Annotated in this window: 16 protein-coding genes; 12 read left to right on the top strand and 4 right to left on the bottom strand. The window is 39.9% G+C overall.

Annotated elements, in window-relative coordinates:
• Positions 1-7: 7 nt before the first annotated feature.
• From L2735_RS03195 to L2735_RS03185, 3 genes are all read right to left on the bottom strand, one after another.
• On the bottom strand, positions 8-913 hold the full coding sequence (locus L2735_RS03195; RefSeq protein WP_248983323.1) for a DAPG hydrolase family protein: 906 nt from the start codon (positions 911-913) through the stop codon (positions 8-10).
• Between the two features lie 248 nt (positions 914-1,161).
• Complete coding sequence (gene trmH, locus L2735_RS03190; RefSeq protein WP_248983322.1) at positions 1,162-1,908, bottom strand: tRNA (guanosine(18)-2'-O)-methyltransferase TrmH; 747 nt, start codon at positions 1,906-1,908, stop codon at positions 1,162-1,164.
• Positions 1,909-2,158: 250 nt separating this feature from the next.
• On the bottom strand, positions 2,159-2,986 hold the full coding sequence (locus tag L2735_RS03185; RefSeq protein WP_248983321.1) for a mechanosensitive ion channel family protein: 828 nt from the start codon (positions 2,984-2,986) through the stop codon (positions 2,159-2,161).
• Positions 2,987-3,290: 304 nt separating this feature from the next.
• Here L2735_RS03185 and L2735_RS03180 point away from each other — a divergent pair, with 304 nt between their 5' ends.
• The 10 genes from L2735_RS03180 to L2735_RS03135 all read left to right on the top strand — a co-directional run bounded on the left by L2735_RS03180 (position 3,291) and on the right by L2735_RS03135 (position 20,214).
• Complete coding sequence (locus tag L2735_RS03180; RefSeq protein WP_248983320.1) at positions 3,291-4,553, top strand: glycosyltransferase; 1,263 nt, start codon at positions 3,291-3,293, stop codon at positions 4,551-4,553.
• 373 nt (positions 4,554-4,926) lie between these two features.
• Entirely contained in the window at positions 4,927-7,401 is a 2,475-nt protein-coding gene (locus L2735_RS03175) for a PKD domain-containing protein (RefSeq protein ID WP_248983319.1), read from the top strand.
• Positions 7,402-7,777: 376 nt separating this feature from the next.
• A complete protein-coding gene (locus L2735_RS03170; RefSeq protein ID WP_248983318.1) occupies positions 7,778-8,695 on the top strand; it encodes a LysR family transcriptional regulator in 918 nt (305 codons plus the stop codon).
• Between the two features lie 819 nt (positions 8,696-9,514).
• Positions 9,515-11,068 carry an ammonia-forming cytochrome c nitrite reductase subunit c552 gene (locus tag L2735_RS03165; RefSeq protein ID WP_248983317.1) on the top strand — a complete coding sequence of 518 codons (1,554 nt, stop codon included), beginning with the start codon at positions 9,515-9,517 and terminating at the stop codon, positions 11,066-11,068.
• A 348-nt stretch (positions 11,069-11,416) separates the two neighbouring features.
• A complete protein-coding gene (locus L2735_RS03160; RefSeq protein WP_248983316.1) occupies positions 11,417-12,877 on the top strand; it encodes a magnesium transporter in 1,461 nt (486 codons plus the stop codon).
• 10 nt (positions 12,878-12,887) lie between these two features.
• Positions 12,888-13,304 carry a ribosome recycling factor family protein gene (locus tag L2735_RS03155; RefSeq protein WP_248983315.1) on the top strand — a complete coding sequence of 139 codons (417 nt, stop codon included), beginning with the start codon at positions 12,888-12,890 and terminating at the stop codon, positions 13,302-13,304.
• Positions 13,305-13,931: 627 nt separating this feature from the next.
• On the top strand, positions 13,932-16,757 hold the full coding sequence (locus L2735_RS03150) for a xanthine dehydrogenase family protein molybdopterin-binding subunit (RefSeq protein WP_248983314.1): 2,826 nt from the start codon (positions 13,932-13,934) through the stop codon (positions 16,755-16,757).
• The gene (locus L2735_RS03145; protein ID WP_248983313.1) at positions 16,754-17,284 is read left to right on the top strand and encodes a (2Fe-2S)-binding protein; all 531 of its coding nucleotides are present in this window, start codon (positions 16,754-16,756) and stop codon (positions 17,282-17,284) included. Before L2735_RS03150 ends, L2735_RS03145 begins: the two co-directional genes overlap by 4 nt.
• A 281-nt stretch (positions 17,285-17,565) precedes the next feature.
• Entirely contained in the window at positions 17,566-18,420 is an 855-nt protein-coding gene (gene mepA / locus L2735_RS03140; RefSeq protein ID WP_248983312.1) for a penicillin-insensitive murein endopeptidase, read from the top strand.
• A gap of 183 nt (positions 18,421-18,603) precedes the next feature.
• Positions 18,604-20,214, top strand: coding sequence for an ABC-F family ATPase (locus L2735_RS03135; RefSeq protein WP_248983434.1), 1,611 nt, complete (start codon positions 18,604-18,606; stop codon positions 20,212-20,214).
• Between the two features lie 470 nt (positions 20,215-20,684).
• Here L2735_RS03135 and L2735_RS03130 read toward each other — a convergent pair whose 3' ends face one another.
• Entirely contained in the window at positions 20,685-21,542 is an 858-nt protein-coding gene (locus L2735_RS03130; protein WP_248983311.1) for a PA4780 family RIO1-like protein kinase, read from the bottom strand.
• Positions 21,543-21,751: 209 nt separating this feature from the next.
• Here L2735_RS03130 and L2735_RS03125 point away from each other — a divergent pair, with 209 nt between their 5' ends.
• Both L2735_RS03125 and L2735_RS03120 read left to right on the top strand, forming a co-directional pair.
• Entirely contained in the window at positions 21,752-22,252 is a 501-nt protein-coding gene (locus L2735_RS03125) for a VF530 family protein (RefSeq protein WP_248983310.1), read from the top strand.
• Positions 22,253-22,797: 545 nt separating this feature from the next.
• Positions 22,798-23,073, top strand: a complete 276-nt coding sequence (locus L2735_RS03120; protein ID WP_248983309.1) for a hypothetical protein — start codon at positions 22,798-22,800, stop codon at positions 23,071-23,073.
• The last annotated feature ends 68 nt before the right edge of the window (positions 23,074-23,141 follow it).

Genomic DNA, 23,141 nt, shown 5'->3' with positions numbered 1-23,141 from the left:
ACTAATATTATTTAACTGTCGTTTTTTGCTTTGCGATAACTTCTTGCTCATATAGCTCAGGCAGAAAACTCGCAAGAACATTCATTTCTTCAATGGCATGACTCATTAAATCAATTGAGTCTTGTTTGCTGATCAGTAACATACGCGCCAATGCCGTGTTACCTAATAGACCTTCAATTGATGCGACTTGTTTATTGCCATCACGTTTTTCAACATAACCCATCCAAAAAGCTGATCGCATTTGGGCACCATACTCAGTATTTTCCACGATATGACACATGTGAGTCACATTTAAGGGCTTATCAAGTAATCCTGCACGGGCACAAATAACAAAACGATCGTCTTTAGGTTCATAATCATCGAGTATTTCTTTAGGCTCGACAAATTGAATACGTAATTTCTGTAATGTAGTACCAGTATATTCATGGACTAAATGACTTGCGCCAATCACTTCCCCTGGCACTTTGTTTTCCCAATCCATCCACACATGCGCTTTTGGGTTCCATTTCTTATATTGCTCTGTTGTTTGCAGATAATCAGCAAACCACCAACGGACCATTTCAGCAGTGACATTTGGCATTCTGGTCAGTGCTCTAACTTCATAAATACCGTTCGCTTTGCGTTCTGTACCTGTTTCTAGCGAAGTGAAAGTATCAGATAGTACGCTTGCACTTTTATTTCTGGTTGCCCACGGGTTAAATCCAAATACTGCGATGATAAAACCAATTATCCCAAGTGACATTAACATGTAATTCATTCTCTCTTTCAATAATAGCGATACGACTGTATTGTTATTTTGCAGTACACTTGTATTGCTATCAATAAGTGCTGCTGCTTTTTTGATCGCCCTCACAATTAAAGGGATCGCAAAGTTAGGTTTTGCGATCAATTTGGCTTGCTTGATTAGTTGCAATTCACCCGCTTTAAACTCGAGAGATATTCAATTAGCAAAGTTAAGCAGGCCGTAAGAAGGTTATAATCTAAAGAGTAACTCAGACTTGGAAAGTGGTGTTGATAAGGAAAAGAGTGGCTGGATAAGGTGATAAAAAATAAAGTGTTACGGCATGGTTCATATAATAAGTGCTTAAATCAGTCGGTAAGTTAACTGGATTAAACACTTATTAGAGACTAAACGATCAAGTGTTTACTGCGCCAACTTATTCAAGAGCGAAGGTCATTTGAATCCTGCTCATTCGAATTCTGCTCATCAGAATCAAGCGCTTCTGGATCTGGCGCTCGCATACGATCCCACCACTGTTCATCAGCGTCAATCTGGCCTTGTTCATCAATTGCAGGGTAAGGAATGTTTTTTCTTCTACAGGCTTTAGCGTAAATAGGGTGGCCTTGTTCAAACAGTTTTGTTTGGCAATATTGATGATCAAGTCGTCTGTTGTTGTACATGCCAGCTTCTTGGCGTTGTCTTTGGGCTTCATAGAGGATTAATGCCCCAGCCACAGAGACATTCAGTGACTGCACCATGCCTACCATAGGAATAATGATGTGTTGATCTGCTGATTCAATCGCTTCAGGGCTAACGCCATCTCGCTCGTTACCCAGCACGATAACCGTTGGTTTGGTGTAATCCACTTCACGGAAATCTACCGCAGTATCAGAAAAGGTGGTGGCTAAAACCTGCATACCTTGGGATCTAAACTGTTCATACGCTTCTTGATAAGTCACATGTTTAACGGTGTTTACCCAACGATGACTACCCGATGAAGTATTACCTGACACCCACAAACTATCTTCAGGCATAACCGCATGAATTTGATGTACCCCAACACTGTCTGCGGTGCGAACTGTCGCGGCAATATTATTGGTTTTATGCACTTTATCGAGGCAAACAGTTAAGTCTACTTGGCGATTATCAAGCATTTCATTGATGCGGGCTAAACGTTCTGGAGTCATGGGTTGGCTCTACTTATTTTAAAAAATTTAATAATCTAACTTGGCTTACTTTACGGTGAACTAACGATGCTGTTTATTTCGTTCAGACTGTTCGAAGCGAACAGAGATTTTTGCGGGGATTATAGCGTAATACGAGGTATAAATTCGATGCTTATGTCTAAGAGGGATTGAGGAGAACTTGCTTGGCTTTGTAAATAAAAACGAGCAAGGCCAGAGGCGCTTGCTCGCATTGATTATGAATTGAGAAAGATTACGACTCTTTCTCGATAATCAATTTTCTGTGTGGGAACGGAATTTCAATACCTGCTTCATCTAGGGCTTTTTTGATTTGCTCTGGGACTGAATACAAAATAGCGAAGTAAAGCTCGCCATGACAGAAAGGACGCACTAAGAAATCCACTGAACTGTCGTTTAAGGTTTCAACTTCAACAAATGGCGCAGGGTCTTTTAAAATATGAGGGTGAGCGGCCAATACCGCATCAATGACTTTGCGTACTTCATCGGTATTTTCTTTGTAAGCTACGCCAAAATGCATATCCACACCACGGATGTCATGGAATGAATGGTTGACGATTTGTGCACCCCAAATTTGACTGTTCGGCACGATAATGTGCTGATTATCAAAAGTTTTAAGAATGGTGGTGAATAGGTCGATTTCTTGCACGTTACCGAAGCGATCAGCAGCGCTAATAAAGTCGCCCACTTTATAAGGGCGGAATAATAGCAGCATAACGCCAGCAGCAAGGTTAGATAATGTACCTTGTAATGCTAAACCTACCGCTAAGCCGGCAGCACCTAATAATGCAACGATTGAAGCGGTTTGCACACCAAACCGATTTAACACCGCAATCGCAACAAATGCGAGAATAATGTATTTAGCAACACTGCCTAAAAAGCGGAATAAGGTGTTGTCGAGCTTATCGTAACTTTCACCAATTTTATTGATGATAGAGCTCGCTTTATTAGCAATATAAAGACCAACGATTAAAATTAGCGCAGCTAATAACACATTGATCCCTACATCAATTACTAACGGTAGGTATTGATTAATATCGATTTGTTCTACGTAGTCTTGCATTTAATGCCTCCTGCATAAACGGGATACTTGCTTAAGGTTTGACGAGTAACTTGCCCTAGGTTTTACCAATACCTTGCATTGGTTTTTACATCTGCTTAGATATTAACGTGATATGTTAAATGTTTGCGTTCAATGTGACAGTGTTGTTGTCTGGTTCAGCTTAGCACAATCATGTGGCCAATGTGATGACAATCACTTTAAAAATGACAGGAAAGAGGTTGTTTTTGCTTAAGTTATCTATGCTATTTAGACCTAGTGATGACGCTTATATGGTGCAAATCTAAAAAATTCTAAGGATATCGAGATGAACATTTTGCTGCTGACGATTGGTTCTCGTGGAGATATTGAGCCTTTTATTGCGCTGGGAGTAAGCTTACAGGCGCACAGTCATCAGGTTGTTGTTTGTACTCATGAACGATTTCAATCAATAGTTGAAGCCCATGGACTAAGTTACCAATACCTTAGTAATGATCTGTTTAAGCTAATGGAAGATGGCAGTGTTGAAAGCATGGGAAGTTTATTCAAAGGCATTAACACCGCGATTAAGTTAATGAAGTTGGCCAAACCAATAAATGAACAGTTGATGGCTGACAGCATTAACGCTGGAATTAAAGTGCAGCCTGAGCTCGTTATTTACCATCCTAAGTGTATCGTTGCTCCTTCTATTGCTGAGAAGTTTAATGCTCCCGCTGTCATGGCATTACTACAGCCCATGTTAGTTAAAACCAGTGACTTTCCTCTAATAGGTTTACCCAATATTAGTGGCGTCATAAATCGCTTAAGTTATCGATTAGCGAATTTAGGTTTTAAACCCTATCTGAAACAACTTAATATCCTTCGAATGTCACTTCTAAACTTGCCTAAATTGAGCGACAAAGCAGGTGTGCTTTCAATGAATACAGGTAAAGCCATTCTTGTATTACATGCCTTTAGTAAGCACATAGTAACTCGCCCACAGGATTGGCCACAAACCACGGTGTTAACTGGTTATTGGCCTCTCCCAAAACAGAGTGATTTCGAGCCTGATAAGACACTTTCTGACTTTCTAGCTGATGGTAAACCGCCTGTTTATATAGGCTTTGGCAGTATGTCAGGTAAAGATCCAGCCAAAACCGCTCGATTGGTGATTGATGCCGTTATTAAAGCAAAAGTAAGAGCTATCATTGTCACCGGTTGGGGCGGCCTTAAACTTGCTGAAGTTCCAAGTCAGGTGTTAGTTATCGACAATGTGCCCCACAATTGGTTATTTCCGCAAGTTGCCGCAGTGGTTCACCATGGCGGCGCAGGGACAACAGCGGCAGGGTTAATGGCCGGCAAGCCAACGCTAATATGTCCTTTCTTTGCAGACCAACCTTTTTGGGGAGCGCAAGTTCATAAACAGGGTTTAGGACCAAAACCGATTAAGCAAAAGCACCTAACGGTTGATAATCTCGCTGAGGGAATTTTGCAAATGGTGACTGATAAACAAATGCAGCATCAAGCTATGCAAGTCTCAAGTCTATTGTCTCAAGAAAACGGCACAGAGAATGCGATTGAGTGGTTAAAGAAACATGGAGTGTTAATTTAGTGCCTAAGCCGAAATATGATATTGATGGGTAGGAGGTTCCTAGGGCGTTCATAAGTCGACAGGTAATTATGGTTAAACCCATTTTTGGACAGAAATTTGTTTTAGCTTTACTAATAAAAATCAACAGTGTCATTAGAATATACATGTCCAATAGCTACCGGATAAATTCTTAATTGTGAGCTTTTATGTAATTTGTAGAAATTAATACTTAAGGCGACGACGCCCATTTCCCATATTGTCACTTTATATACGACTTCCTCAATAACCGCTCAGTATGCAAACAATTGTCACATTTTTATGCTTTTAATGCATAAAGTTAGTGCTGTATGGTGGTTGTGAATTATTTAGGTTGTTAATTTAAAAGGATGTAAATATGTTTGATAAGTCGTTATTGTCCGCGTTAGTTTCCTGTTCCCTGATAGCTGGCTGCGGTAGTTCTGATGATAGCCCTACCCCTGAAGTACCTAATCAGGCCCCTACAATTGCAGCAGATGTATTTCAAGTAACTGAAAAAGCCGATGCATCATTATCAGTTGCAGTAAATGATTCTGATGGCTCTATCGCTTCTATCAATTGGGAACAAGTTACAGGCCCAGAACTTACTTTAACGGGGATGGATAGTGATACTGTCACCTTTACTGTTCCATCAGTGAGTCTTGATACCCCACTGAGTTTTAATGTCACAGCAACCGATAACGATGGTGAATCAACAACCTATTTATACGAATTAACGATTAAGCGTGTGGAAACTCTCTATCAAATCAGTGGTACGGTTGTTGGGGCAGGTTTTGCTGAGTCTACTATTACAGCAAGCGTAGGCAACGAAACAGCCACGGCGCAAAGTGATACATTTGGTAATTACCACATTGAACTCGCTGTCGATGATGATGTTGATGTCAATAAAACCGTCACTCTTACAGCGGGTGATGATCTAAAGCTGTTTAATATGCTTCCTTCAGTCGCTTCTTTGTCATTACTTGAACAAGCTTCAGCAGCTCCAATGAAAGTGAAAGCCAATAGTGTTGCTCAGTTTGCAACTGAAACCGAAACGGTAGCAAATTCAACTAATGTTTCTATCACAGCCTTAAGTACAGCAATGTACGGTCTATTAGTTGCGGCAAATGAAGGCACGTTACCTGAAAATGCTAAAGATATCGCTGAATTAGAGCGTTTAATTAATCCTGATCTGGTTATTGAAGCTGCAGCGGTTATTAATATTGTGTTGGAAAATGATGATATTGAACTTGCTGATGATGTTGACTTAGTTGCAAGCTTAAGCGACCCAGAATTATACAATGCACTCGTTAGTGAAATCGAAACCATTGAGCCTGGTGCCATTGAGCAGGAAGTTGAAAATATTGTTTCAAATCCTGACTATTCACAAGGCATCGATATTGATGATATCGAAAGTGTTTATTATCAGACGTATGCGGTAGCTAAAGGTTTTGTCGCTAGAGGTGGTACACGTTACGAATTTGATAGCACTACTATGGCTGGTAGCCATATCAATGTTTATGAACATCACAAATTTAATTGGTCAGTTAAAGATAATACGATTGAATTAGACTTTACTGAATACCGTGAAGAAAACGCACATGTTTACAATGAATATATATGGTATAGCGACTTATTTACTGAAGAAGAAAAACAACAGTTTGCAGATATTGGCATAGATCAATTCGAATATAGCGTGGCACCCAAAAATGCAATATTTACTAAATTAGTCTCTGGTTCTTCAATTGATACTTTTCGTGCAAATTATATCGATGTGATGACAATATCCCCTATTGAGCAGGGTGATTTTGTCTATGAAGGTAAAGTTATCGAACAGAATTGGTCAGCTGATTTAATGCTAAACAAAGCTTCACAGATTGACTCAAAGTTTACTGAGTCTGAAATGCTTGGTCAGTGGGGATTTAATGTTTATAGAGGTGAAGGTGATAGCAACACTTACACGCCTATGGATTTTGAAAGACTTAACTTTTTAGCTGGCGGCGTTGGTGAAAGCCTCGATACAGGGGATAATTTTAAGTGGTCTGTCACTAATGGTCAGTTAAATGTAGATTACTCAGATTATAAGCATCAGTACACTATGACAGGTGACGACAATGGTGATTACAGCGTAGTTGCAGAAGTTTCTGATGCAAATGCTGAACTGTTAACCGTTGATTTCGGTTATGCAACCGAACTAGATATGAACGTCAAATTTGATGAAGATTCCGCTTATACTGGCACAGAACATTACTATCAAACTACTGTTAATGCTTGGCAAGCTGATGCCTGGACTGACGACAATCTAAATTATTGTTGGAGTGACTACACAGAAGAAGAATGTCATGAATGGGGTGGAGTCATGTCAGGATTCCAGGTCTTTAATGATAAAATAGGTAGTCGGGTATATTCTCCATATAATCAACTCCCGCCTAATTTAGTTGACTACTTTGTTCAGGCGATGCCTGTTAAGTTTGATGAAGATGGAAAAATGAAATTCATCATTCCTCTCAGTCCGTGTGATCAATCCGAAAATCAAGAATGTAGGCATCGTGAGTGGACATTATTAAAGGAAACAGATGGTATTTTAGGTAAACGGATCTATGTTCAAGAAGTTGATAGAGCGCGTGATTCAGTTGATGGTGAATTTGAAACCTGGATTTATCCACGATGGAATATGTACGAATTAATTGAAATGGAATATTTCAATAAGACTGCTCAAGTCGCTATGGTGGATGTTGCAGAAATGGCTTACAAGTCAATTTTTGAGACTAAAGCTCAAACTCAATCGACTAATTCAGTTCACAAAGTGTTAAATCCGACCACTAGCAGACCTTGGGAACGGGCTAAGCAGTAATTTAAATCAGGATTAACCCAAGGCAGCTAAGAAATTTAGCTGCCTTTTTTACATGCAAGGCATGCTGTTTCACTCTTTTTGCCCAGTTCTTTATAACGGAAGGTCGAAGCAACACGACGTTGTTTTGTTTAAAATGGTATTAAAACCTTAGGACAGAGTTTATTAATCTAGCTAATTACTCGTTTTACTTATCTTGATGTTAGCGAACAATATTCTTCAAATACGGCTCATATGGTTGAGTGACTGGCTGTTAGTTCATTAAATAAAAAGCACTTACATTTTAGATTATTATCAAATATAAATTGATAATAAGATTTGGTGCATTAATCATTACTGGATATGATGAGAATCACTTTCTCATCATCATGGTCAAATTATGCTCCTTGAAGATCTAGTCGTGATTTTAAAAGTCGCTGAATTTCGCAGTATTACTGCAGCGGCGACCAATTTAGATATGCGTACGGCGACTGCGAGTGCTGCTGTTAAGCGTGTTGAAGCATCATTAGGTGCTGAGCTCTTTGTCAGAACCACCCGTCATTTGCGCTTATCTACAGCAGGCGAGCGCTACCTTCCTCAATGTGAACAAGCATTAAAAATGCTCGAGCAAGCCAAGCTAAATATGCGTGAAGACTCAGGCATTATTGATGGTGAAATACGCATTGCTCTGTCATCTGATTTAGGCAGAAATCTGATCACGCCTTGGCTTGATGACTTTTTAGATCAATACCCAAATGTAACTCTGCGTAGCAGCATCAGTGACAGTCAAATTGATTTTTACCGAGATTCTGTCGATATGGCGCTGCGTTACGGCTCTCCTAAGGATGCCAGCATGTATGGCTTTAAAATCTGTGATGTGCCAAGAATCGTTTGTGCTAGCCCTGACTATGTTGCGGCTCATGGAATGCCAAAAAATCCTGAAACCTTGATGAATCGAAACGGTTTGTTGTACCAATTGCAGGACATTTTACAAGATGAGTGGGTACTTAATGATGGTAAGCAAGAACATAAAATAAAGCTTAAAGGCAACCGAGCTTCAAATGATGGTGATCTAGTCAGACGCTGGTGTGTTGCAGGTAAGGGGATTGCGATAAAGTCATGTCTTGATATGTCTAATGATTTAATAGCAGGCAATGTTGTCAATGTTATGCCAGGTTACAACCCCAATCCAACTGAGTTATGGCTTGTTTGTCCAAGTCGTCAATCAATTACGCCAATAGTACGTTTACTCAGGGATATGTTTAGAGAGAAAGCTGAAGAGATCCTTAATCAATTAAATACTAAAGGTTTGATATAACTTTTAGTTAATAGATGGTTTCTGCCTTGGGTGTAGTATTAGGTTTTTATTTTTAAATATTGTGACGTTTGCTGCACCATATTTTTAAATCCATTATGATAATAAAGTAATGCTTAATATATGTTTTATTAAATAACCTTTACCTAAAGTTTTAATTTATTGTTTGCTTCTTTTTTTATGATGTTCATTTGTGTAAATAGCACGGTTGATAAATTAACTTTTAATTAAGGTTTGATTAATTTTCACCGGTTAGGTAAAGCTATAATGTAAATTAACAGATTGAAATTCTCTTAGTTAAAGTTGACGTATGTTTTGTTTCTGTATTCATTCGTGAACTCCATCGTAACCAGTTGTTACCAGATTAAGCTTTTATAATAAGTTTTTTATAATAAATTTTTGCGTTACAACTATTTGTTTGAATTGGTTTTATTGTTATTCGTTTAAATTGTAAGTTTTCTTTCTGAAGATTGATTAGCATGAAAATCGGCCTTTCTATCAATATAGTCTCTAAAAAAATTCAATTACTTACCCCTAAAGGGGTATCTCTTTTATTGGACTATTTTTGATGTAAGACAAGTATTTAGCTTAGTTTTGTTCATTGTCACATTTATAATGTAAGCCTCTACCTCTTATTAATTATTGTGATAATAATTGCTTCGAATTTATTAAAATTATCAATTTAAAAAGATTGAAGGAAACTTCATTAGTAGACATTTTAAAATGTGAAATTGATGAATTAACTTAATAAGTGTTTTTGATAGTGATGACATTATAAATTTATTAAGTGTCGATAATAATAAATCCTAATGAGGAATGATGATGAAATTAAGAAAACTAGCTGTCGCAGTTATGCTTACTACTGCTTTTACTGGTTATAGCGTTGCTGGTGATGTCGATTTGTATAAAAGCGAAAACTGGCAAAAAACCTTCCCTGAGCAATATAAAACTTGGGCTGAAACTGAAGTCAGTACTCCAGCATCGGGCGAGCTCGATGATTTATTAGCAAGTAACCCTAACTTGGTAAGTGCATGGGCGGGATACGGTTTTGCAAAAGACTATAACCGTGCGCGTGGTCATCATTACGCATTAACCGATATCGTTAAAACATTACGTGTAGGTCACCCTATGGTAGGCCATGACGGTAAAATGGTTGGCGAAGCAATGGCGGCAAGCTGTTGGTCATGTAAAACACCTGATGTTGCCCGTATGTATGATGAAGTAGGCGAAGGCAAGTTTTCTGACAACGCATGGTCTACTTGGGGCCATGAAATGTCTAACACAATCGGCTGTGCTGATTGTCATGAATTAGGTAAAGAAGAAATTCGATTAAGTCGCCCTTACACTGACCGCGCCATGAAAGCGATTGGTAAAGACTTTACTAAGCAAGATGCCACAATGCAGGCAAGTCAGACTTGTGCTCAGTGTCACGTTGAATATTACTTCGACGGTACTGACAGTAAGAAAGTGAAATACCCAATGGATTACTGGGTACCTGGCGTAAACACTGACTATAAAGATTTTGTTGGTTACAAAGGGACTGACGGTTTATATGAAGGTTTTGCTGCAGAAGCTCAATTAGCTTACTTCGATAAGCGTAACTTTAATGATTGGACTAATGCCGTTTCAGGTGCGCCAATGATTAAAGCTCAGCATCCTGAATTTGAAAACATGTTAGACCGTACTGAACATGCAATGGATAGCCATCTAGAATTTGGTTGTACCACTTGTCATATGCCAAAAGCTGAAAATGCAAAAGGCGGCGAGTACTCAAACCATAAAGTGACGTTTGAAGCTGAAGCACTACCTGATAACTGTCAAAGCTGTCACGAAGCTGAAGATTTCAAAGAAATCCTTGATGAGCGTAAAGCTGAAATCAACAAACTACGTTTTGAAGCTGACGGTACAGATCCTCGTCTAACTGAAGTGCACTTTAAAGCTCAAGCAATTTGGGCTGCTAATGGCATTGAAGGTCTAGAAGCGGGTAAAGGTATTGCTGAAGCGCAAGCGAACTATGTTGCGGCATTGAAAACCAAAACACCGCTAGCAGGTGAAATGAACAGCTTACTAACCAAAGTAAGAAACGCACAATGGTTCTGGGATAGCGCAACGGCGTCTCACGGTATTCATGCTCATAACCCAGCTGAAGCAATTCGTCTGTTAGAAAAATCTAACGCTATTTTAGATGCTGCCATTACTGAAGCTGATGCGTTACTGAAAAAGTATGCACCAGACTACAAGTTTGATGCAACTAAGTACGACACTAAAGCTAAAGTTCAACCACTAGTTGGTCTTGATTTAGAAGCGATGCAAGCATCTAAAGAAATCTTCCTAGAAAAGCGTGTTGAAAAAGAATGGCCTGTAGAGCTTAAGTAATTTCAATTACTTGTTTGTACAGAATCAGTGTGATTTGAATATAGACTCTCCAAAATCACCGTTCAAATCGTGACACTGTTATGCCAATGCCAGTCAATGAAAATTGACTGGCATTTTTTGTAATAAAATAGCGAAAAGGCCCAATGTTGTATGCGTAATATTGGCAAGCTCTTTCATTTTATGATGACATTTAAATCTTGGTGTCACTTGGGGGAGTATATTGTTTAAGTGTTTATTTTATAGTGGGTAAGTTAGCGGTATTTAATCAAAAACGGCATCACATTCTGTTTGCTAATCAATTAAATTAACAATATAGTCAGCCCAAATTGGTTTGGAGTGTTTGGGGCTATGGAAGACAATCATCAAAGTAAGGGGTATCCGTCAAGAGTAAGCTCATTATCTGATTCTGATGCTAATCAATCACAGAATGAAGAGTCACATATTGCTTTAGACACTAGTCCTTGCTTACAAGTTCAGACCGAAGTAAGTATCGTTGCCTCACAGTTAGCAGAAGCTGATGGTGCCAAGCAAGCAGAGGTGTTCAATGAGATATTGAACGATGCTGATGCGGGTACCATTGCGTTATTGCTAGAGTCGTTACCTCAAGATGAGCGTACTCAACGTTGGGAGCAAATTCATCCAGATGAGCGTGTCGCTGTATTAAGCCTTATGCGTGCAGATCCTCGTTTAGGCATTTTAAATGCCATGGCTGATATTGAGCTTGATGCTTTGTTTGTTCAAATTAGACCTGAAACATTAATTGATTGGAGTGACTCGCTACCAGAGCATTTAACCGATCGTGCTTTAGCGCAAATGGGAGAGCGACAACGTCAACATTTTGAGCTTTACGATCAATATGATGATACGGAAATAGGGCGTTATGCCGATCACCATATGGTGGTATTGGGCCCAAATGCGACAGTGTCACAAGGGCTGAGATTTTTCAGGCGTATAGAGCTTGATTGTAATAATGATGTGTTTATCACTGATGACAACAATAGGTTTTTAGGGACCGTTCAGCGTTTTGATTTAATGAAAGCTGAGCCTGACAGTTTACTTGTTGACATTATAGCTTTAGAAAGCCGCTCAATTTCAGCAAAACTCTCATTAATTGAAGCTGCTGAGATCATCGAACATAGTAAAGAGCTTGAATTACCGATTGTAGATGAACATGGAATATTAATTGGTCGAATCACTCTTCGAACTGCAACAGCTTTAGTTCGTGAACATTACGAAGCACAATTAATGGCCACAGCGGGTATGGATGAAAGTGATGATTTATTTGCCCCTATTGCGCAAGGGGCTCGCCGCCGCGCTGTGTGGCTGGGAATTAATTTACTCACCGCTTTTCTCGCTTCGGCAACTATCGGATTATTCGAAGATGTTTTATCTCAGGTTGTCGCGTTAGCCGTGTTAATGCCTATTGTTGCTTCAATGGGCGGGATTGCCGGCAGTCAGTCGCTTACTTTAATGATACGCGGTATGGCAATGGGGCAAATTTCTGCAGGTAATGTCATGTCGCTATTACGCAATGAATTGAGCATAGGTGCGTTGAATGGATGCTTATGGGCGACAGTAATAGGGTTAATTGCCGGTTGGTGGTTTAGTGATTCAACAATGGGAATAATTATTGGCTGCGCTATTTTGATTAATATGGCTGTTGCTGCCATTGCGGGAGTTATGATCCCGATGATATTACAAAAATTCAATCAAGATGCTGCTTTATCAGGCTCGGTTATTTTAACGACAGTAACCGATGTGGTTGGTTTTTTTACTTTCCTAGGATTGGCTAGTATTTTATACATATAACACTTCAATAATGACTGAACTTATCACTATTCATTTGCCTTCCTTAATTCATCGAATTGGTAGGGAGGCAGCTAATCAAGCCAAGGTTATCGCAACCAAGCATGGTTGTGAGCTAAAACGCGTGCGACGTTCAAGAAATTGGAGTTTGGTGGGAGAGGCGATTAAGGTTCAATCTTTCAATACTCAACTTAAAACTACTAGCCTTGAATCGACTAACCTTAAACCTGCTAACCGAGAGCCCTTCGGATATTTGAACAAAAAAATTGAAACCGCATTATTAGATCATGCCGATAAACTAGAGCCTTTAGAAGCCAAGCTTATTCGCCTCATCACCGAAACACCAAGCATTACCTTAGCTGAGCTTATCCAGTTGACTCAATGCACTGAAGCCCAAGCCAGAACGGCTAGGTTTGAAGTTGAATTTTGATAACGCTAATTTGTTAACAGTTGCTATATTTGATTAAATTTGTCGTTTCTATCAATAGCACTTTTAATAAGCGCACTTTTAACAAGAGCACTTCCAAAAAAATCGCTTCCAACATGAACCTATAAAACTCGATTTTTTAACTGTAAGTTGGCTAGGCTTATGACTAAGTTGTAACGCTCTGTGATTGATATTATCTTTAATCATTAGCTAAAGCTCAAACCCAGACCCAAACTCAAACTCAAACTCAAGGAATAGTCACATGGGCGCAGTTTCAGCTATGTAAACCTTCAATTAACTCTATCAATGACACCTCAATTAACTGTGCCTAAGTACTATCATTGATATTTTCTGCGAACATATAAACCATGATTTTAGAATTTAATTCTATTTTATTAGTGGCTAATGTTCTGATAAATGATAGTTTAAATGAATCTTTGAATGTGAATGTTAAAAAAAACAATTGGTTTTAATCAGATGCTAAATGGCTGTCTATACTTGATGGAATGGAGTTTGATTATCTTAACTTTTTGATTGAAATGAGTGGGGTTATCAGCATTTTAGTTTGGATGATTTTAATTTGACGATTAACGGTGCAGCTCCAACATTTAACTTTGGGAGAATTTAAGTATGAAACAATGGGAATTATCCCGACGGGATTTCATGAAGAAGTGCGTGATTGGTGGTGTAACTGTTTACAGTGCACCTATGCTGCTACAACAACATAGTGCCGTTGCAGCTGGAGTTGCTCCTTCGTTGGCAAAGACTTGGTTTCAAGACGGTAAACCAGCGTTTCGATTCGATGCTATTGAAAAAATCACTGGCGAGAAAATCTACGGACGAGATTATCGCGCAAAAGACATCCCTTCTTGGCCCGACACTCAACACCATGCATTTATTGTTAGGGCGCACATTGCCGATAAAGTGTATCTCGGTTTAGATCTCGATGTTATTCCTAAAGAGTTAATGCCATATAAAATCATCACCGCAGCCGATTTACAAAAAAATGACCTAAAATTACCGCCATTTTATGGCGATAATATGTTACTTGAAAAAGGTAATGTCCCAGATTATTTAGGTCACGAAATTGCGATTTTATTGTTTGATGATTTTGATCGCTTTTTAAAAGCAAAACTGATGCTGCAATTTCATGAGCACTTTGTGAAATACGCACCTGAAACAATGGCATTAACCTCGGCGTCTAAATCGCCTTATGCTGGTTGGCGTATTATTCGTGAAGAGTCTGCTAATGGAAGTCAGGGTGAAGATATCTACAGCACCTACCACTCAGGGCAGTTTTTTCCACAATATGAAGGTCAAAAGCTTATCTGGCCCAAACCAGTAAAAGGTAGCAGTGATATTGGTGAGCAGGGGATGTATCTTGCCGAGACACTAAGGCAAGATATAGCCTCTAACGAGGATTGGTTTACATTAAAAAAAGAGTATAAAACTCAGTCAATTGAACCCATGATGCTAGAGCCTGAAGCATATAATGGTTTTTATGACAAAAAAAGCCAAACGCTGCATGTTGTTATTACCACTCAATCACCTCAAGACTTTTACTTACAAGCAGGTAAAGTACTCAGCGAAAGCCCATTAACAAAATCCATTCAGAATTTAGTGGTTCACTCTCCCTATATTGGTGGGGGATTTGGCGGTAAGGACCATACTATTTTCCCTTATTACGGCATGATAGCGTCAATATTTGCCAATGCCCCCGTCAGATTAGCTAATAATCGTTTTGAACAATTTCAATCTGGTCTTAAACGTCATCCCTTCCATTTTCAAAATCAGTTAGCTTTTGATAAAACTAGCCTTAAATTACAAGGTTTAGTGGCTGATATTAGCCTTGATGGTGGCGGACGAGAAAACTTTTCATCATCGGTGACGGCGGTAGGTGCCAGTGCTATTCAAGGTATTTATTACATCCCAAGAAACGATATTGTGGCGACTTGCTTACCGTCTCATTTGCCTACCGCAGGCTCTATGCGTGGTTATGGGTCGTTGCAGTCAATGGCCTCACTTGAAATGATGTTTAACGAAGCCGCTGATGAAATGAAAGTTGATCCTTTCAAGCTTCGCCGCATCAATGCCATGGTTAATGGCGATAAAAATACGCAAGGCTCGTTACCGTTAGAAAATATTCGCTATCAAGAGATGCTCGACTTAGCTGAGAAACATGAAATTTGGCAGAACAGGAAAACTAATAAAGCCAAGTTTGATCAAGCCAATCCTGATAAATCTATGGGAACAGGTTTTGGGTTTGTCACTAAAGATTACGGCACGGGTTCTAATGCCCCTTCATCGTATGTTGGTGTCACGCCAGATGGAAAGGTGGTGGTTAAAGTGTTCTCTGTTGAAATGGGAACCGGTACTGATACTTCGCAAGCCACTTTAGTCGCTGAGTATTTAGGTCAAGCTGCCGATAATTTGGATATTGCCCAAATAGAGGTGTTTGATGCTTTAGAGATTTTTGATGATCAGAGCCCGTATTTGATGAGCCAAGAGCATCAAGACAAAATGGCCAAAAATCCTCGATGGACGCCAATGGTTATTTCAGCATCATCTGCCAGTCAATCTGCTTTTTTTCAAAGTCATTCGACAAAGTTTGCTGCCAAAATATTATTTGAAGAATCCCTGTTTTTGGCTGCTAAAGCGATATGGGAAAAACAAGGGGCAAGCGGCATTTCTATTGAAGATGTTAGCTGGCAAGACGGTCATTTGCATGCAGAAGGTGTAGAGGCTTTATCTCTATCTATCATTTGTAAGAAAGCCCACGCCCAAGGAATGATTACTGGGGTCATGACCCATGGCTTTAACCGCTGGGAGTGGGCAACTGCCAAATTTGAAATCAATCAACAATCAAAAGAATACCCGTTAGATGCCATTGCTTTTGAATATGGTATTGGTGCCAATGGCACGTTAAAAACGTCACAAAATAAACAAGGCTTTGTGGTGCAAGAAAGGCAAACCGTTAACTACCCAGAAGTGAAACTCAACAGCGCGATGGTACGCTATTACACGCCTTGTTTAACTATGGTGGATCTTGCTGTTCATAAAGGTTCAGGTGAAGTCGAAATCCTGAGAACTCATACTTGGATAGAGCCAGGTAAAGTACATGTACTTGAATTGGTTGAAGGACAAATCGAAGGGGGGCTGACCATGGGAATTGGTCATGTATTGCATGAGGCCTTACCAACAGATAACTCAGGAGCGGGAAACGGCGAGTGGAATATTGACAGGTACAAGGTGCCTTTTGCTAAAGATAATGGGGTTTGGAACCTAGATTACACCCTTATGCCAGCGATTGAGGGGAGTGATGTGTCAAAAGGTTTAGCTGAAGTGGTCATGATCCCTATTGTTCCCGCTGTTGTCGAAGCCATATATCAAGCCACTCAAAAGCGTTTTTATCATCTACCTATTACAGCTAAAGATATTTTGGAGGCCAATGCATGAGCACATTAAATTTAACCATAAATGGTAAGCAATATGGCCCACTTGAAATTGAACCAGGCATGCCAATGGTCAATTTTTTACATGAGTACTTAAATCTTACAGGGACCAAGTTTGGCTGCGGAGAAGGTATTTGCCATGCTTGTGTGGTGATTGTTGATAATGAAGATGGCAGCTCAAGTACACGGCGAACCTGTATTTCTAATGTCATGCTTTTCAATAATTTGAAAATTAGAACCATCGAAGGCCATGCAACTAAAAACAATGTGGGTGAAATCATTGCGCTGCATCCAGTGCAAGATGCATTCGTCAAAAATTTTGCTTTTCAATGTGGTTGGTGCGCGCCAGGGTTTACCAACGAAACTGTGGCGTTAATCGAAAAGCTTAAAAAACAACCCATACCGAAAGATAATGTGGAACAAGTGATAGAAGATACCTTAGGGGAACACGTCTGTCGTTGCACAGGTTATGTGCGTTATTTTAAAGCTGCTAAGAAGTTAATTTTAGCGACAAAAGGTCTTACTGTTTAATTTTAGCCGATAAGTTAAATCGATAACTTGAACAATAACTAAATGCTATATCACCAGCATTTATATAGCGCGTTAAACTTTTGTTTAACGCGCTTTTTGCTCTTCAATGCTTAAATCCTGAGGGTAGAGTGATTTAGTAGTCTAGTTATTTCACTCTGTTTTTATTCGTGCATTTGCTCAAGGTTTTGTGATTTCCTTCTACACTTTATATTAATAGTAATCCAGCGCAAAACCTTGTGCTGGTATTCCTTGTTAACTATTCATTCAAGAGAACCAATATCGTGAACTTATCATTAGTAGCAGGCGTGATACTGATCGTAGCTAGCACAATCACACAAGCCCGTTTTAACCCTTGGGAGCATGCAAAGTCACCTTTTGAGGGCGCGGCTGCAGCGATTGGGGAATATGCTAATGGCTGCTTATCTGGCGCACAAGCTTTGCCGTTAACAGGTAAAGGATTTCAAGTGATTAGGCCGCAACGAGATCGATATTATGGTCATCCGAATTTGGTCAACTTTGTGCAGCAATATGCCGAGCAATTGCAAAGTGAAGGGATTGAGCAAATTTTAGTGGGAGATATGTCGATGCCCCGTGGTGGCCAGTTTGATTATGGCCATAATAGTCATCAAATTGGTTTAGATGTTGATATCTGGTTGAAACTCACTGAGAAGCCGCTTAGTAAAGCTGAACTTAAATCGCCGCGCGCACTGACAGTAGTAGATAATCAAGAGTTCGCAATCGATACCGCTGCTTGGAGCCCACAACATAAACTGATGATAAAAGTTGCAGCTCAAGATCCGCAAGTCGCACGAATATTTGTTAATGGCGCGATTAAGCAGCAACTGTGTAATGAACGAAGTGAAGATGATACTTGGTTACAAAAAGTGCGTCCTTGGTGGGGGCACAGTGCTCATATGCATGTTCGCCTAGCTTGCCCTGAAGATAATAGTGATTGCAGACCACAACAGGCGATTAAACCTGGCCATGGCTGTGAGGATATTGCTTGGTGGAAGCAACAATTTTATACCGCAAAGTCAGCACCTAAAAAAGCTGTAGATAAAAACAAAAAAGTGCAGCCCAAACCACTAAAGAAAAAGCCCCAGCAATGTGAACCATTAACAGTAGCCGCGCCTTAATTATCTACTTAGCTATGTAATTTGATGTCGCACTGCTTACATAGCGGTGTTTAGGTTCAAATTTATTTATACCTCCTTATATTTAACTGATCATTGCCCTATCTAATAAACTGCATAATCTGTATACTGCCGCGCTGCTTTTAAAGCTCATTTATTCGACTATTTACCCCGAGGATTACCGTTATCATTAGTACAAACAACATCACCATGCAGTTTGGCGCTGAGCCTTTGTTTGAAAACATTTCTGCTAAATTTGGTCACGGTAACCGTTATGGTCTGATTGGCGCAAATGGTTGTGGTAAATCCACTTTCATGAAAATCCTCAGTGGCGCATTAGCACCAAGCTCAGGCAATGTCTCAATTACACCGGGTTTAAAAGTCGGTACCTTGAGCCAAGATCAGTTTGCATTCGAGCAATACAGTGTTGTTGATACCGTGATTATGGGTGATGCAAAACTGTGGGAAGTGAAACAAGAGCGTGATCGCATTTACTCGTTACCAGAAATGAGTGAAGAAGACGGCATGAAAGTCGCAGATCTTGAAAGTGAATTTGCTGAAATGGACGGTTACAGTGCTGAGTCTCGTGCAGGTGAAATCCTGTTAGAAGCCGGTATTGAAGAAAGTTTCCACTTTGGTTTGATGCAGCAAGTAGCACCAGGCTGGAAATTAAGAGTATTACTGGCTCAGGCGTTATTCTCAAATCCAGATATTTTGCTACTTGATGAACCAACCAACAACTTGGATATCCATACCATTTCTTGGTTAGCAGGCGAGCTTAACAAGCGTAAATGCACCATGATTATCATTTCACATGATAGACACTTCTTGAACTCAGTTTGTACGCATATGGCTGATATCGATTACGGTGAACTTCGTGTATATCTTGGTAACTACGAATATTTCCTTGAAGCTTCAGGTCTTATTCAAGAGCAGCTTTTAGCTGGTAACGCTAAGAAAAGTGCTGAAATGGCAGAGCTGCAAGACTTCGTTAACCGTTTTGGTGCCAATGCATCTAAAGCGAAACAAGCAAGCTCACGTGCTAAAAAGCTTGATAAAATTAGTTTAGATGAAGTGAAGTCATCAAGCCGTATGACACCATCGCTGCGTTTTGACGAAAGTAAGAAAATGCATCGTCAAGCGTTGGTATTAGAAGAATTAGGCCATGGTTTTGATGGTGAAAGCTTGTTTGCTGGTGGCGATTTAATTTTAGAAGCGGGCGCTAAGCTTGCGGTCATTGGCGAAAACGGTGTGGGTAAAACCACATTACTGCGTTGTTTAGTTAATGAGTTAGCTAACAACCACGGTACTATCAAGTGGTCTGAAAATGCCGCAATTGGTTACTGCCCGCAAGACAGCAGCAAAGACTTTGATAACGACTTATCTTTGTTTGATTGGATGTCACAGTGGCGTACTCCTAAACATAACGACTTAATGGTTCGTGGCATGTTAGGGCGTTTGTTATTTACTGAAGACGATGCTAACAAGAAAGCCCGTAATTGTTCAGGTGGTGAGAAAAACCGTCTGCTCTACGGCAAGTTAATGATGCAAGATGTTAACGTATTAGTCATGGATGAACCGACCAACCACATGGATATGGAAGCGATTGAAGCGTTAAATAACGCGCTTAAATTGTTTGAAGGTACTTTGATTTTTGTCAGCCATGACCGTGAGTTTGTGTCATCTTTGGCAACCCACATTATTGATGTGAAGGATAAACAATTAGTGAGCTTCCACGGTACTTTTGATGAGTACTTAGCTAGTCAAGCTGAAGCGGCTGCACTGGCAGGTAAATAAGCATCGCTAATCAGTTTTTTCGCTGATATTAACATGCCGCAAACCTCATGGTTCGCGGCATTTTTTATGCTTGTAAATTAGTGAATTCGCGCCACTAATAAAGATCAGTGGCCGATACTGTTAAGGTGCTGAATGATTATGAAATAACAGTTTCAATATCGAGGGGAAGAATTCCCCAGTTATACCCAAACAACTTGAAGATACGTGTTTCAGAGCTTCACCGTGTTTTCAATACTAGGCGCGTTAATGCGGTAATGTAGGTACCTTATAAATTAGCGCAACAACGTAGTGGGAACACGGTGAAACTCCCTGAGGGCAAGTTTTACACGCGTTTATGCTGCGTTATTGATTTTGAAAAGGGAATAACCATTACCCGCAATCAATGCCTTACCTAAACGCGTGTAAATTCTTGCTGAAATCGAGCATCTTCAGGTTGTTTGGGTATAGAATATGGTCAACTTAAGTGTTAATTAAAATTCTTCATTGGCATCAACGATACGCTGAAGTCTTTCTTGCTCTTCTTCACGGGCGGCGTTGATTTCTTCAAGCACTGAATCAACATCAGCGATATGTTCACTTTCTGCAAATTCGCCAGTGAGCACTGATTCAGGTGTAAGCTCACCCGCTTCAAATAATGCCCACATTTCTTTGGCATATTGGGTGTTAGCAAGCTCAGGAGCGAACTGACTGTAGTAGTTGGTCATGTTGTTAACATCACGGGCAAACATCCACACAGCGTTATTGTTGGCTGCAGCATCAACCGCTTGCGGTAAGTCGATAATCACTGGACCTTTGTCATCAACAAGCACGTTAAACTCAGATAAATCACCGTGGATTAAACCTGCGCACAGCATCAATTTTGCGTATTCAATCATGCTGGCATGATCTCGAATGGCATCTTCTTTGGAGAAAACAACATCATTAAGTCTAGGTGCAACAACACCATCACTGTCAGTGACTAACTCCATGAGCAATACACCCGAAAAGCAGCCATAGGGCTCAGGAACACGTACGCCCGCAGCGGCTAATTTATATAGCGCATCGACTTCGGCATTTTGCCAAGCTTCTTCTTGCTGGTCTCGGCCAAATTTAGAGCCTTTTTCCATGGCTCTGGCGCGGCGACTATTGCGGACTTTTCGTCCCTCTTGATATTGTACGGCTTGTTTAAAGCTGCGCTTATCAACATCTTTATAAATCTTGGCGCAGCGGATATCATCGCCACAGCGCACAACGTAAACACTGGCTTCCTTGCCACTCATTAATTGGCGCAGGACGTCGTCGACTAAGCCTTCTTCAACCAGAGGTTGGATTCGTTTCGGGATTTTCATTGCGCCGTTATACCGTAATTAGCCTCTATATGGAATGCTCAATCGGTAGAATAGACGTAAAAGCATGTTTGGAGTGCTTTAATGCTTTTTATGATAAACACAGGCTTGTGCTAGCTAAGCTAGGCTGTCGCTTGCTATCATTAGATTATTATTCTTGTCCTTTGCACTTTAGCAATATCGATACCGCAATGCGGTTACTGGGATCTCTCATGATTGAACTACAACAAAATAACCCATTACATGGATTAAAGTCGGAAACGATGGTGTCTGAGCTTGTGGATTTTTATGATTGGAAGATTCTCTATGCGGCGCTGCGTTTAGAGTGTTTTAACAATAATCCTAGTTTAGAGTCCTGCCTTAAGTTTTTAAAGAAAACTGAATGGGCGCGAGAGCGGGTTGAAAGCTTTTATCTATACCGTTTTAAAAGTATGCCAAAAGGCAGTGCGGCGCAGTTTGAATTAAAACCCCGTGAGCGTGGCTTTGCTGACGGTATTGTGCCGCGTAAACCTCAAGAGTTGACCGTTGAGTTGATTGCTGAAATGCGCGAAAAAGCTACCGCTGATTATGAAGAAATGAAGCAGAACAACAGTCGTCCGAAACAATATGGAAAAGACAAACCAAGAGTGCAGGATAACTATGCTCAAAACAAGCGCAGTGATAAAAATCGTCCAGCGCCTTCTCAAGACCCAAGTAATCCTTGGGGAAAGTAGTTATTTGAAGTACTTTTGATATAGAGCTTGTTGAGCTTTAAAGGTTATTTTTACAGTGAATTATTTGAATCTTAAGATAAGACACCGGCTTTGTGATGCAGTTACTTTGCACAAAAGCCGATAGCGCAGTAAAAATGACCAACAAACGCTGGCCAGAGGGAGCGGCTAAAAACCTTTACTCTTTACTGAATGCATCCTTTTAAATAAAGAGTTGCTTAGTTGCTTAGTTGCTTAGTTGCTTAGTTGCTTAGTTGAGTAGGTATTCATTCACTCATCTCGATTAAAACCTTTTTAACTCGAAGAGGTTCCACTAGTAAAAATCAACAGCCCTTATATTTTCTGACTAACCTTATACTCTTTGACTAAAGAACAGTCCTTGTTTTGGCGTCTAAAAATGATGTCATTTGGCTTTATTTAGCGAAAAAATTGATAAACAGAATGAAAGTATTCAATGGCCAGTTGTTAGCTTTCTAACAATCTGAATCCAAGCTATGCTTTATTGATAGGCTTTATAGTTTAACAAAACTAATATCAATGGGTTAAAAATGACTAAAAAAGGAATCATCAATCTTCTTAAAGTCAGTGTTACTTTGGGCTTTTGTCTTATTTTACTTGGTATTTATTTACATCTATTTAGCGATACAATTGATGAAATGGGACTACATGGCATTATTATAAGTGCCATGTGTGTTGCATTTGGTATGGCGCTATCTTTACCCACCAAAATGTATTTAACATTACTCCTCATGCAACATGAGAAGGAACACGATGAGGCTGAAAAGCTTAAACACGCCCAAGATGACAGTGACATTCGGTCTTAAAGGCCCCATTAATAAACTTTTTCTGACTCCCTAGCGTATCAATGACAAATTTGAATCTGATTTAGGTG

It is taken from the genome of Shewanella olleyana (genome assembly GCF_023283825.1).
In the GTDB taxonomy this organism is placed as follows: domain Bacteria; phylum Pseudomonadota; class Gammaproteobacteria; order Enterobacterales; family Shewanellaceae; genus Shewanella; species Shewanella olleyana.
This window is presented reverse-complemented; position numbering and strand designations above follow the sequence as displayed.

What these genes read in the sequence shown, in the direction of transcription:
- L2735_RS03175 (WP_248983319.1), top strand. Translation starts at nt 4,927, where the DNA reads ATGTTTGATAAGTCGTTATTGTCCGCGTTAGTTTCCTGTTCCCTGATA.
- L2735_RS03150 (WP_248983314.1), top strand. Translation starts at nt 13,932, where the DNA reads ATGAAACAATGGGAATTATCCCGACGGGATTTCATGAAGAAGTGCGTG.
- L2735_RS03155 (WP_248983315.1), top strand. Translation starts at nt 12,888, where the DNA reads ATGACTGAACTTATCACTATTCATTTGCCTTCCTTAATTCATCGAATT.
- L2735_RS03180 (WP_248983320.1), top strand. Translation starts at nt 3,291, where the DNA reads ATGAACATTTTGCTGCTGACGATTGGTTCTCGTGGAGATATTGAGCCT.
- L2735_RS03130 (WP_248983311.1), bottom strand. Translation starts at nt 21,542, where the DNA reads ATGAAAATCCCGAAACGAATCCAACCTCTGGTTGAAGAAGGCTTAGTC.
- L2735_RS03170 (WP_248983318.1), top strand. Translation starts at nt 7,778, where the DNA reads ATGCTCCTTGAAGATCTAGTCGTGATTTTAAAAGTCGCTGAATTTCGC.
- L2735_RS03145 (WP_248983313.1), top strand. Translation starts at nt 16,754, where the DNA reads ATGAGCACATTAAATTTAACCATAAATGGTAAGCAATATGGCCCACTT.
- L2735_RS03125 (WP_248983310.1), top strand. Translation starts at nt 21,752, where the DNA reads ATGATTGAACTACAACAAAATAACCCATTACATGGATTAAAGTCGGAA.
- L2735_RS03185 (WP_248983321.1), bottom strand. Translation starts at nt 2,986, where the DNA reads ATGCAAGACTACGTAGAACAAATCGATATTAATCAATACCTACCGTTA.
- trmH (WP_248983322.1), bottom strand. Translation starts at nt 1,908, where the DNA reads ATGACTCCAGAACGTTTAGCCCGCATCAATGAAATGCTTGATAATCGC.
- L2735_RS03165 (WP_248983317.1), top strand. Translation starts at nt 9,515, where the DNA reads ATGAAATTAAGAAAACTAGCTGTCGCAGTTATGCTTACTACTGCTTTT.
- L2735_RS03160 (WP_248983316.1), top strand. Translation starts at nt 11,417, where the DNA reads ATGGAAGACAATCATCAAAGTAAGGGGTATCCGTCAAGAGTAAGCTCA.
- L2735_RS03120 (WP_248983309.1), top strand. Translation starts at nt 22,798, where the DNA reads ATGACTAAAAAAGGAATCATCAATCTTCTTAAAGTCAGTGTTACTTTG.